The organism is Microcystis sp. LE19-131.1A, from assembly GCF_027532015.1.
GTDB classification, from domain to species: Bacteria; Cyanobacteriota; Cyanobacteriia; order Cyanobacteriales; family Microcystaceae; genus Microcystis; species Microcystis ichthyoblabe_A.
The window spans coordinates 1-12,622 of record NZ_JAPZSS010000041.1; the positions used below are offsets into that span (position 1 = coordinate 1).

Annotated in this window: 10 protein-coding genes; 6 read left to right on the forward strand and 4 right to left on the reverse strand. The window is 41.5% G+C overall.

Features of this window, described 5'->3' with window-relative positions; all coding sequences use genetic code 11:
* The first annotated feature begins 222 nt into the window (after positions 1–222).
* A complete protein-coding gene (locus O9323_RS03680) occupies positions 223–1,596 on the forward strand; it encodes an HsdM family class I SAM-dependent methyltransferase (RefSeq protein WP_288124703.1) in 1,374 nt (457 codons plus the stop codon).
* A 48-nt stretch (positions 1,597–1,644) separates the two neighbouring features.
* Complete coding sequence (locus tag O9323_RS03685; RefSeq protein ID WP_043998324.1) at positions 1,645–1,827, forward strand: hypothetical protein; 183 nt, start codon at positions 1,645–1,647, stop codon at positions 1,825–1,827.
* Positions 1,828–1,849: 22 nt separating this feature from the next.
* Here O9323_RS03685 and O9323_RS03690 read toward each other — a convergent pair whose 3' ends face one another.
* A complete protein-coding gene (locus O9323_RS03690; protein ID WP_288124704.1) occupies positions 1,850–5,173 on the reverse strand; it encodes an NACHT domain-containing protein in 3,324 nt (1,107 codons plus the stop codon).
* A 167-nt stretch (positions 5,174–5,340) separates the two neighbouring features.
* On the opposite strand from O9323_RS03690, the gene O9323_RS03695 reads away from it, so the two are divergent.
* Together O9323_RS03695 and O9323_RS03700 are read left to right on the forward strand one after the other, a co-directional pair.
* The gene (locus O9323_RS03695) at positions 5,341–6,033 is read left to right on the forward strand and encodes a PD-(D/E)XK nuclease family protein (RefSeq protein ID WP_004157990.1); all 693 of its coding nucleotides are present in this window, start codon (positions 5,341–5,343) and stop codon (positions 6,031–6,033) included.
* 151 nt (positions 6,034–6,184) lie between these two features.
* Positions 6,185–6,397 (forward strand): gamma-glutamyltransferase, encoded by a 213-nt coding sequence (locus O9323_RS03700; protein WP_080601728.1) that lies wholly within the window; start codon positions 6,185–6,187, stop codon positions 6,395–6,397.
* 69 nt (positions 6,398–6,466) lie between these two features.
* Here O9323_RS03700 and O9323_RS03705 read toward each other — a convergent pair whose 3' ends face one another.
* From O9323_RS03705 to O9323_RS03715, 3 genes are all read right to left on the reverse strand, one after another.
* Positions 6,467–9,172 (reverse strand): phycobilisome rod-core linker polypeptide, encoded by a 2,706-nt coding sequence (locus O9323_RS03705; protein WP_149107054.1) that lies wholly within the window; start codon positions 9,170–9,172, stop codon positions 6,467–6,469.
* A 174-nt stretch (positions 9,173–9,346) separates the two neighbouring features.
* A complete protein-coding gene (cutA, locus tag O9323_RS03710) occupies positions 9,347–9,685 on the reverse strand; it encodes a divalent-cation tolerance protein CutA (protein WP_288124705.1) in 339 nt (112 codons plus the stop codon).
* Between the two features lie 166 nt (positions 9,686–9,851).
* Positions 9,852–10,559, reverse strand: a complete 708-nt coding sequence (locus tag O9323_RS03715; RefSeq protein ID WP_002732437.1) for a Crp/Fnr family transcriptional regulator — start codon at positions 10,557–10,559, stop codon at positions 9,852–9,854.
* Positions 10,560–10,614: 55 nt separating this feature from the next.
* On the opposite strand from O9323_RS03715, the gene O9323_RS03720 reads away from it, so the two are divergent.
* Together O9323_RS03720 and O9323_RS03725 are read left to right on the forward strand one after the other, a co-directional pair.
* Positions 10,615–11,814: a hypothetical protein gene (locus O9323_RS03720; RefSeq protein WP_130756392.1), complete on the forward strand. Its 1,200-nt coding sequence runs from the start codon at positions 10,615–10,617 to the stop codon at positions 11,812–11,814.
* Positions 11,815–12,155: 341 nt separating this feature from the next.
* Positions 12,156–12,622, forward strand: a 467-nt coding sequence (locus O9323_RS03725) for a transposase family protein (RefSeq protein ID WP_288124706.1), incomplete at its 3' end; no start/stop codon positions are given.

Below are 12,622 nucleotides of genomic sequence, written 5' to 3' on the forward strand. Positions count from 1 at the left end.
AACTTCCATCTTCAGTTGAACCCGGGGATGAGGATGATGAAATCTTTCATAATACAGTGAGTTCTTTTCTTCTTCCGTGAATTCTAGGTTAATCATGTTTTTAATGAGTGCTTTGCTTCTAATTATGACTCTTAAACTATACTATTGTCCTTGAGTAAAAAATGCAAGTTGCAGCCGTGCAAAGTATACCTTGAACAACTCACCTACCTCCTATTCCTGAAAATGGCTGATGAATACACCAAACCGCCCTATAATCGTAAAATCGGCATCCCCTTTGAATACGACTGGCAAAGTCTGCGCAGCAAACGAGGGGCCGACCTCGAAGCTCATTACCTCGGCATATTACGCGAATTAGGGCAAAAAAAAGGCTTATTAGGGCAAATCTTCACCAAAGCTCAAAACAAAATCCAAGACCCTGCCAAACTGCTCAAAATCATCACCATGATAGATGAAGAAAACTGGGTGATGATGGAAACGGATGTCAAAGGCGACATATACGAAGGACTTCTAGAAAAAAACGCCGAAGACACCAAAAGCGGCGCCGGCCAATACTTCACCCCCCGGCCCTTGATTTGGGCCATGGTAGAATGCTTGCGTCCCCAACCCATGGCAACTATTGCTGACCCTGCCTGTGGAACCGGCGGCTTTTTTCTGGCAGCCTATAACTTTTTGGTCAAAAATCATCCCTTAGACCGAGAACAGAAAGAATTTCTCAAAAAAAGCACCTTTCACGGTAATGAAATCGTCGCCAATACAAGACGCCTGGCATTGATGAATATGTTTCTGCATAATATCGGCGATATTAACGATGAGCAATGCTTTATCGCCTCCACCGATGCTCTGATTGCTCCTTCTCCCCTTAGCGTCGATTATGTCCTTGCTAATCCCCCTTTCGGCAAAAAAAGCAGCCTAACTTTTACCAATGAAGACGGGGAACAGGACAGAGAAGACTTAACCTATAATCGTCAGGATTTTTGGGCAACCACTTCTAATAAACAACTCAACTTCGTCCAGCATATTCGTTCCATGCTCAAAAGCACAGGACAAGCTGCCGTGGTTGTCCCCGATAACGTCCTTTTCGAGGGTGGCGCCGGGGAAACCGTCCGCAAACAACTATTATCAACCACCGACCTGCATACTATCCTCAGATTACCCACCGGCGTATTTTATAAACAGGGAGTGAAAGCCAACGTCATCTTTTTTGATAATAAACCCGCCGCTAAAGACCCTTGGACAAAAGCTATCTGGTTTTATGACTTCCGCACCAATATTCACTTTACCCTCAAGAAAAACCCCTTAAAACCCGCCGATTTACAGGACTTCATCACCTGTTATCATCCCCAAAATCGTCATCAACGCAGCGAAACCTATTCAGAACAGAATCCCGAAGGACGTTGGCGAAAATTCACCTATGATGAGATTATCGCCAGGGATAAAACCAGCCTCGATATATTTTGGCTCAAAGATAAAAGTTTAACCGACCTTGACAACCTGCCTGACCCCGATGTGCTGGCTTTGGAGATTATGGAAAACCTCGAAGCTGGACTAGAAAGCTTTCGGACAATTGTGGACAGTTTAGAAGTCACCGAGACTTAATGCTTCCAACTTCCATGGGGGAAGGTGAGAAATTCTCGATTAATACACTTGTTCGCACCATTAATTCTATCAAAAACCGCCCGCACTTTTTCCCTAATTGCCATGGTTTTCGATCCTAACTTTTATCCCTACCCTTCCCAACGTCGTTTAATTTTTTCCCCTCGCGCTGCCGTCACTACCAGTCAATCCCTAGCCCCCGATGTGTTAAACATTTTCAAGAATAATACTTAGGTAAATTTTTCGGATCAATAATTTATTTTACCATTTTTTCTAGCCAAGTTTGTAAGGCATTTTCGAGGTTAATTTGATTGGGTAAAAATCCTTGTATTGGCTGTTCTATAGGTTTATCTGTGATTATGGCAATAGAACCAAAATCGCTGATAAGTCGGCAAAGTTGAATAAAAGAATCCCTCGGATCATCACCATAAAAAATTAGGGCAAGATTTGGGTTTTCGGTCTTGAGACACCACTCTAAATGATAGACATCATTAATCGGAGAAATTAATTTTGTCAAGATACGATTACCAAGACCTTTCGCAAGGCGATCGAGGTTAGTCTCTTGGTTTATTGTTTTAATATCAATAGTGCGAACATTGGGGTTATTTGTTTTAATTTTTTCGAGAATATAGTCTAAGTGTTGCGATTGTAGTTCTTCAGGAATGTTGTTTTCAGTTTGACCGTGCCACGCTTTATAAAATTCGGTATAGGTCATCTGTTGAACACATTGGCAGCAAACTCTATAGGATTCTTCAAAAGTTGTTCTATCATAACTGCTATAAGCTTCGGTCAAATATTTTTTTAGTGACTTGATTATTAGACATAGTACATCGTTTTTAGACATACTTTCATAGTCAATTTCAATTGGATTTGGAATTCGATCAAAATAATCTGGATAACTACCTTTAATTATAGATGCTAAAGCCTCGGAATAATAGTCTATGCTAATATTACTTGTATATGTTTCGATTAATTCTGAAATTTTCACATATTGTACTTCAAGCTCTGTGTCTTCACCTTCCCTGTCTAATTCAAAAAGATATTCCTTGTCTGAATTTTTTAGCTTATTTAATAAAGATTTTTTGTCTTGACTATCAAATATCTTACTATGTTCTAATTTATTGAAAATATTTTCTTCATACCAAATACTCCAGCGAGCGATATTGTCCAAAAAATACCAATTTTTTAAAATCTCATAGATTATTATTTCTTTGTTTTTAGAAAATTCTGGTTCAGTCATAAGAAAGGGGAAAAAGTTATCAAAAATTAATGGATTAGTAATAGCTAATCTTTCTATAAAGTCCACGGTTTCCTTATGTTCTAGAAAAAAAAGATAATCTTTTTTTTGATAGTTTGCTTTATGAATAATATCCCACAGTTTTTGATTGAGTTTTTTTAACAATATCGATATTAGCTCTGGAGTTTCTGAAATAGTTTTTCCTGTTTGCGGCTGCTCCGATAAACTCCATAGCACATATGAACGATAAAGATCATCTAGTTCTTCATCTATCAATAGATGAAGACCAATTGATATCCCTAATTGATTGCTACTGTCATAATTCAATAGAAAACCAACTAAAGGAGCCAGATTTTCTGCTTTATTCAGTTTGCAGTTCTTCTCGATAATCAAGCAATAGTTTGTTAAAGTGGCAATAAATTTATCTTTTTCAAACTCATCCAATAAGTCTAAGAGCGTCCATGAATCCATCCAATAAAGATAACGATATATTTCCCCCGTATTTATATCAATTTCACCTAAAGTTATTTGAATAGCCTTGGTGAGAATTTTATCATAATTGCAATATTGTTTGAATTCACCTAAAAACTTTATCAGAATTTCAAAAGAAACACACCAGTAAAAATTACAAAACCCACAACCATCATTAAAATTAAACAACTCCTCCATTAATTTATTTTTTTCAGCTATTATCTGATCACTTTGCTGTCCTAACCATAATAAAATAACTTCTGTCCATTGATTTTCAAAAACTCTATAGACTCCTTGTTCTGGATTTTTAGGAATATGATTCAAGAAAAATTGATAATCATCAATAACCAAAGCGGCAAAATATTCTTGAAAACTGGGATGAAAGAAAGCATAAACTTCTTCCTCTGGATTTTCTTCAGCAACCCCAACGATGTTTAACCAACCTATATCTAAAGCTAATTTTAATTTACCTAAAGGTTGATCGATTTCACCCAAATATTTAACTACTTGCTCACGACTTAAGCGGAAACGATTTGATGGTTGATTAATTGCTGCCTTTGCCAATTCTCCCAAGGCACGATTTAACTCTTTTTGCTGTGACGATGTAGTGGGAAAATATTCAGATTTCCATTCGTATAGAGTTTCCACAAACCATTTATATAAACCCGCTTTCGTTTCGGGTAAAGTACCCTCTCGTCTTTGCCAAGCGTAACAAAGTAAAGTTAATTGGAGAGGATTTTTAATTAAATCTCGAATAGGTTCTTTTCCCGATTTATTTAACTCACCTTGAAGCAGTAAAGAACGCTTATGATCATTGATAAAAAACCGACCAATGAAATCCTTAACTTGTTCCTCATCAAAATATAAATTCCGATAAACATCGAAATTATCGAGATAATTCTTACCATTATCCCACACATTCAACCGACAGGTTAACAGGATTCTTGCTGCAGCGAGCCAACTTTGCTCAATCTGGTTACGAATCCAGAATAATGGGTTATTAATCCCCATCTCATCGAGTCCGTCTAGTAATAACCAAACTCTCTCGGTATTGAAAATATCTACTAATGCTCGTTTTGATTCTGGTTTAACCTCAAAGGTTTTTAAAGCTACTTTTAGCCATTTGTCAAGTAAATAATTCTCTAAATTATCTCCTGGCAAATCTGCGAGAGAAACCCAAATAATTCTATCTTCTGGATGTGTTTGTGAAACGCGATCAACTATCTGCTGTAGTAGGGTAGTTTTTCCCGCACCGGGTTCACCGATAATTGCGATCCGTTTTCCCGCACTTTTAGGACTCTTTCCCTCTTCGATTACCTCACAGAAAAACTGATCATTTTCAAATCTGCGGGTGGTTTCTTCTTGGAAATCGTACAATCTCGATCCTTTTTCCGCTTCCCTATCCTTAACTCTAGGTTTTTTTATCCGTTCTATTAATCCCAAAGGAACATACATTTTATCTCGCTCTAAATTAATATCATCCCCTACGGTTAAAGGATTTGAGGTCATGCGTTTAATTTGTTCTGCGAGCATTTTTGTAAAGACTTCATGGAGAATAGTTTGCTGCTGCGCTTCTTCCAAAACTGGTTCTGATGACTGTAAATGACTAGAATCCACTACATCATCTAGTTTTAATCCTAAAAGTTCGACTATTCCCTTCGCAGTAGCTATTTCGATAGGTTTGCCGTTAAAAAATCGCTCTACGGTACTTCTACTTGTAGTAACTTTCTCAGCAATACGCTCATAAGTTAACTTTTTGCCTTCTTTTCTTGTTTGCGCTTCTCTGAGTCGAATTTTGCCTTGATTGGTTGCAGAAATACCCTTTGTTGCCAGTTTAGCTTTAGTCATAGCGATCGCATTGAGGCTATTCATTCTTTAGCTTTCCCATCAGGTTAACATTTATCAATATAGCCAGATCAATTTTTATCCACAAGCTCAGATTACCTCACTTCACCTCACTTAATTTTGAGGTGATCTGCTCTCGAAATTTGATTTTAATGCCGATATTATCGCAATATAAACTTTGAATGAGTAAATATATGGCTCTTAATCAGAATGTCTCACCCAAGACCAATAAAGCGACGAATCTAATTCCCTCCCAATCTCAAAAACGGTTAACTCCCTATGCTTGGGTAACTCGTGTAGCGCAACTGATGGCCAAAGAAAAAAACTGTCATTATGGGAATTGGTTGCCGACAAATTATCATATTTCTTTGCTTCCCAGCGACTTCGATAGCAGCGATCATGACAAAATGGTTATACAAAGATCGATCGAATTACAAAATCTGGGTTTTAGCGTTAATGTGGAGAATGCTAACTCCTTTAAAGTGAAAGGAAAAACCTATTCTATCTGTATTGCTGGTCGTCCTGATATCGTCGCAATTAAGGATAATTGGGTAGTGGTGGAGGACTGCAAAAGTGGACGGGAAAAAACCTCCCATCTTTACCAAATCCTCCTCTATATGCTTCTACTCCCCCACGCACCGGAAACAAAATCCCTCTGCAAGGGTCAAATTCCCCACGGACGTTTGATTTATCCCGATCGAATTATCGATATACCTAATCAACGGATCGATCGAGATTTTATCACTCATTTTCAGCAAGTTCTCTCCTCTTTTACCTGTCCCGATTTTCCCCCTCGGCAACCTCACCCCTCGGAATGTCGTTATTGTCGTTTACCCGAAAAAAACTGTAGTTTTAAACGAGTAAGTTATGCCAATTCTCGCGGGTGAAAATTACACATCGAATGATCAATTTAAGTCCCTCTTTTTAAGGGGGATTTAGGGGGATGAAACTTTTGTCGTCAGTTTTCTCCCTTGGGATAATGGCACTTTTGATGGGCGCACCTATGCCCCCCAAGTCCCCCGATAAATGGCGGTAAACATGGTTGACCATCATTTCAATCCTCAAACCGCCCTTGATGCCCCTAGATGGCGATTTTTACGGAGAAATAGCGTACTTTTAGAAAGGGGTGCAGCCCCCGAATTATTCCCAGTATTAACCGCCAGAGTCCATCAGGTAGCGATCGCAGATTCCTCCCATTTTGGCAAGGGTCAAATTATCCGGCAAATTGCGAACCTCGGTCCGATGGGTTAGCTTTGGGGTACTAAACTAAAAAAAAGCTCGTGTTAAACACGAGCTAAATTAACTAACTTCAAGGACTAATTAGCCACCGACCTTAACTACTGGTTTAAAACTGGGAACAACCAGTTCACTATCCTGTTTAGTCAGCTTATTGTATAAGCGTTCCGTATTGGGGAAATTAGCAGCCGGTAGAGTTGGGAAACGACGATAGGGAACCGTATCTTCACCAAATAATTGTAGGTATTCCATGCTATTAACCATGGCACCAATAAAGGCCTTTAATCCCTGAGTTGCCAGAATTTGGTTATATTTCTGGATTTCCTTTTGATTCAAGGGAGCGCGACCTAAGAAGTGCTTGGTTCCCAATTCAATTACTTTCGTATTCGGATAGGGAGCATAGAATTCTTTCAGGTAAAGATCCGAACCACCTAAACCCTCGATAAACTCTTTCACCGTGATCTCAGCATTGCTTAATTTACTCTCTAAAGCGGTAAATTCGGCATTGATGATATAGGGTTCGAGATCCCGTTCAAAAATCTGACGATAGGCAGCGCGAACAGTATTTTGTACGGCAACTTTATCCAGATTAGTTAACAGTTTAAAGATCTTAGTTTGTTCCCGTTGAACCGTGACACCTTGACCGACACGGGATTGAATATCCGGTTCAGTGCGAATCGAGACCGAAGGTGTACCCAATTCAATAAAGCGCGGGGTTTCCTCTTTATCAACTCTTTGGCCGATATCTTCGCGGAGATTACCCAAACGCACCATCCGTAACTGCATCCCTTGGGGAGTTAGATAGCGCTCGTAGGGAACCGTATCTTCGCCAAAAGCTTCCGTATATTCAGGACTGTCGATAATGGCATCGATTAAAGCATAGAAGCCTTTTTTCGAGCAAAGATCGAAGTATTGATTCATTTCCTGACGACCGTAGGTGGGACGACCGAGCAGACGACGGTGAATATATTCGATCGCTTTCACCACATAGAGAGGAGTCCAGTAGATTTTCCGGAAAGCCTCGGATTTAGCTAGGGTTTTGATAAACTCGCGCAGAGTAATATCGCCATTTTCTAACTTAATCTCGGCCACGGATAAACGCTGACCTTCGTAGGGCATTCGACCGAAAACCTGACGATAAGCCGCTAAAATCACTCTTTGGGTGGAACTTTCGCCAAATTTAACGCTTACCCCATTGCTAGAACCGGGTAACTCGTTATTGAGACGGAAAACTTTCGGTCCTAAAGTACCGGGGAATTCACCTCGGGCGCCGGGGTTGCTATTTTGGTTATTAGTCGCCGGTCCGCGGTGGATGAGGATACGTTTGCTATCTTTACCGAAGGGAGCGGGACTAGAACTAGGTTCGCGGGTTTCTTTCGGGAAAATTGCCCCAAATTGGATTTCTAGGGGATCATTTCCGGAACCGTAAACGTGCTGATCCGGTAAGGGGCGATCGTATTTAGCAAAGGTGGTGATAAATTGGGGAACTTTGCGGAAAGGTGCGCTGTAGTTAAACAGGTCGATCTGCATCCCCCAGTTACGACATTCCTGTGCTTCTGCACCCAAACCCCGGAGATAGGGAACGGTTTCTTCGCCGAAATAGTCGGAATACTCCTGAGAATCGACTAAAGCATCGATTAACGCCCCTAAACCGCCGCTAGAGACGATCGAGAAGTATTTCTGCACTTCTTCCCGGGAGGAAGGACCGCGACCGAGGAAATGACGGAAAGCCAATTCTAGAGCGCGACTATTGATAAAAGGTTCAAAGAACTGTTTACGATAGAGAGGCGATTTACCGAGACGACGGACGAATTCTTTCATCGAGATGTCGCCGTTTTTCACCTTCGATTCTAGGTCAGAAATGGACTGACTATAGGCGCGGGTGATGTCCCGTTCAAAAATTTGTCTGTAGGCGGCCTTGATAATCGAAGATTTTTCCGACTCCGATAAACCGGTTTTCATGACAAACTTTTGTCGTTTTTCGGCGCCATTGTAGTAGCTTTGGGGAAGACTTAAACCCTGTTGGTCACTACTGGGACGCTGACGCAGTTTATTAGAGGGGGTGGGGGCTTTTAATTCCCCCAGTAGGATATTGAAATAGTCACTGATTAAAGTGGCCGCATCCTTGTCTCTTTGGAAATACTCGATCGAAGCGGCCCGCATTTCCTGTAGGGCCACGATGGTGGCATCAATAGAACAGGCATTTTCGAGAACTTCCCTTAAACCGCGGGTATTAACGATCAGGATACTGGTATCACCGGCCACGATCGCGTATGTAATATAACGCAGGAACCAGGATAAATCCCGGAGGGACTTCTGCATATTGCTCGGACCGTAACGAGAGACGTTAATCGGTCGGAATCCGGGGGGAATCGGGCCGCTAGAGGCGAAAATCCCTTTTAAACCACCAAGGAAACCACCACCGCCACCAGACCCGCTTTCAGCGTAGGTAACGGTTCCTAATTTCATCCCTTCCTGGACGTTGATCATTTTACCCGCACCCACCAGGGCCAATTCTTCCACGGGGGGTTTTTCTAGGTAGGCCATGGGGGAACCACCGGTAAAAATCCGGTTAGCTGCCCGCGAGACGATCAAATCGGAGTTCCGGGTGAGCGTTTGGGCAATATCTAAACGCTTGCTCCCCGATTGGAAGTAGGCGATTAGTTCGTTGAGTTCGGGTTTATCGAGAAAGCGGTCTTGTTGTTCTGCTTGGGTAATGGCAGATACCGGGACGGTTTGATAGAGTTGGGGACGCGCTAAGGAGCTGCCACCGCTTGCCTTAAGACTCATTGGATTTTAACTATCTCCCTTGACGATGTGCTGAGTTCTCCAATCGTGGAGGCGATCGGTCTTAAAACCAGATGTTTAAACATTTAATCAGCATCTAGATTAAAACTTTTTGCGCTTCCTGAGATAGTTTATTAAGAATTATATAGATTTTTTTCGCTCAAGTTGCCGATTGGTCTATTCTGACACCCCACTGGTATGGGAGGCTAACCAGTCTAAATAGGTCTGAGAACCCGCCACAATCGGTAAAGCGATGATTTCTGGGACGGCATAGGTATGAAGTTCCTGTATCTTCGCCGATAACTGCTCAAACTGCTTTAAATCGGTTTTAATCACTAATTGCCATTCGCGCTCGTTTTCAATCTGTCCCTGCCAACGATAAATGGAACGCATCGGGTAAATACTGACACAAGCGGCCAGGCGCTCGTTAAGTAAGGCGATCGCTAGGTGTTCCGCTTCCATTTCGCTGGCCGTTGTCACCAGCACCACTCCAAAACTGGTTAATCTTTCGGTCATACTAAATCCGTTGAGTATAGGCTACATATCAGGATAGGCAAAAGGCAACAGGCAACAGGCAATAGGAGGAATAGATAATCAGTCTTTAATAACCAGATTTTAGTAGGATAACCGATAACTGATAACTGATCACTGATCACTGATAACTGATCACTGATCACTGAATTTAGGCGATCGCTTTTTCTAAAGCGGCCAGATCGGGAATACAGAGAGATTCCTGCTCTCGTTGAATCAGGCCTTTTTTCTCCAATTTAGTCAAGGATCGGGTCACGGTTTCCCGGGCCAGTCCACTAATACCACTCAATTCCCGGTGAGGTAAATTAGGAATTATCGCACCCTGACCGCTTTTTTCTCCTTGACCTTCGGCTAAAAAGAGTAAAGTATCGGCGACTCTGGAGAGACTATCGGCCTCGCGCAAACGTAAACGCTGGTTAACTTGACGCAAACGCTTGGCCATTAACTGAGAAAGACGAATTCCCGCTAAAGGCTCCGATTTGAGCAGATTAACAAAATCTTGGGCGGGAATACTGCTAATTGTGGCCGTGGTTAAGGTGATAGCATCGGTGGAGCGGGTAGATTCTTCTAAAGCGGCCATTTCTCCGACTATTTCCCCTTTACCGAGGATATTTAAGGTGACTTCTTTGCCATCCATATTGTAAGTACGAATTTTCACCCAACCATCCAGAATAAAGTAAACTGACCCCCCCCAATCATTTTCTAATAAAATCGCCCGATTAGGGGGATGAGTGCGGGTGACAACATGAGAAGTAACTTTATCGATGGTTTCAGGGGGTAAACCGACCAATAAGGTGGCTGTATCCAATAATTTTTGAATCTCTGCCGATTTTTCGGCAGGATAGCGTTTTTCTTCCATAGTTTAATATTTAAATTTTGTTCGTTTCAAGTGAGTGATTCTACAATAGACAGTTGTGGGTATTTTTATTTATCTAGTGACCGATAAACAGGATTTTTCCTCTCTACTGACCGAGATCGATCGGATTCTTGCCAAGGTGATTTCATCTCTAGTTAACCCGCAAGAAGTTACTTCCGAGACAATTATCGCCACTCGTCAACATTTAGAATCGGCCAAAGCGCTTCTTTTTCCTTTATTATCCCCCGATCGAACCCCTGAAGTTGTCCGTTGGTCTCTGGGAATGGAGGTACAACCACCAGGGGTGAAAATCGTCTTTTTTCGGGAAAGCCAAGGATTGATCGATTTTTATCCTCTTTCTTGGAGTCTAGCAACGGGAACGAGCGATCTCTTACCCTGCTCTCAGGTGGAAGAATATCTAATTAGCTGGCTATCTAATCGGGATTTTAGCACCGATTCTTGGCTGTGGGAAGCCCTAGAGCGATTAGAAGCTATTATTATTACCGATGACGGGGAAACCCCCACGGATGACCTAAAAAAAGCCCTTCTCACAGCGCAACTAATACCCCCCGATCGCCTCTCTAGTCTGGAAACAGCGATCGCTACTGCTCTGGCCTATATTCCCACTAGCGACCAACCCCAACCCCAAACCCTACTGGTGATCGAAGGTAAACGAGAGACTACCACTTTAGCGCTGCTGGAAGTACCACGGCAAACTTGCTCTTTATCCCGTCAAGCGATCGCTCTAAGCCATTTTAACTACGGGGAAAACACCTATGAACAGGCCATACTCTCTCAGTTAATTTATCCTCTCTGGCGTTCTTTTTTACCCCTTTCGCTCTCCGATCTCACCGATACTAATCCCTTAAAAAAATCTTTACTGGCAGCCGCTAGATTAACTAAATTAATCCTGCAAGAAGAAAGCGAATTTACCTCCTCTCTAGCTGGTCATACTTGGACGGTCAGTCGCCTGGATTTAAATAAGAAGGTCATTATGCCATATCTAGATAATTTAAGACAAAAAGTTAATGATTTGTTAGAAAAACAGCAAAAAAGTCTTAAAGATATCGATCAAATAATTTTTAGCGGTAATTTTTTCTTAACCATTTGGCCCTATTTTCTAACAGAAATTCAGCAAGAATTTGCTGGCTGCCATCTAGAGGCACCCAGTCAGGAAAACTTCTCACCAGCAATCTTGGGTTTAGGTCGTCTCTGTTTATTTTCGGCTCTTAGAGGTGAGAAGGTCAATAATGCTTAAAAAATCGACCTCAGCCTCATTTAAAAGTCAGAATTTAGGGGTGAATAGAATTTTTAGGGTAATTGGGTCGAATACTCAACAAAGGCGCTGGTGATTCGGTAGCAGTGATGGTGGTTTAATGCTTTGCCAGTTGGGTATTATAAGCTAAGACGCATTTTAACCGCCTATCCTTAGATTAGCAACAATCTCCCCCAATCCCTTTACTATTGCCCCTTGTCTCATCTCAACAAGCAGTTTAAATACACGGACAGCTTATTATTCATAGCAGATAACCAATCATGGCTCTTCTAGGTTCTGTGTGAGCATGGTATATAATAGTAAAACAGAACAGGAGGTGGGTTATGTGGATAAATTTTGATCAACTCCTCGATTTACCAAATGTAACAGTGGTCAATTATCAAAAAATTGCTCAGACAATTTTCCTAAAGCTCGCTCTTTTAAATGAAACAATTGAATGTCCGAATTGCCATCAAACCTTGGGCAGAATCAATCAGACAGAGTATAATCTAGTCAGAGATTTGTCAATATTAGGCAATCCGGTATATTTAGAAGTACCACGCCGCCAGTTTCATTGTCAAAAGTGCCAAAAGTATATCAGCGAAAGACTGAGTTTTATGAGATTAAGACAGCATCATACAATTCGCTATGAATCGATGATTTATGAGAGAGTAAAAAATTGTAGCATCGAAGAAATAAGTCGAGAAGAAGGGTTAGGATGGTCAGAAGTTGAGTTAATATTTAATCACTGTGCTAAAGAACTAGAAAAGGAAGAGTGGGAAGCACCAGAACGAATAAGCTTGGATGAATT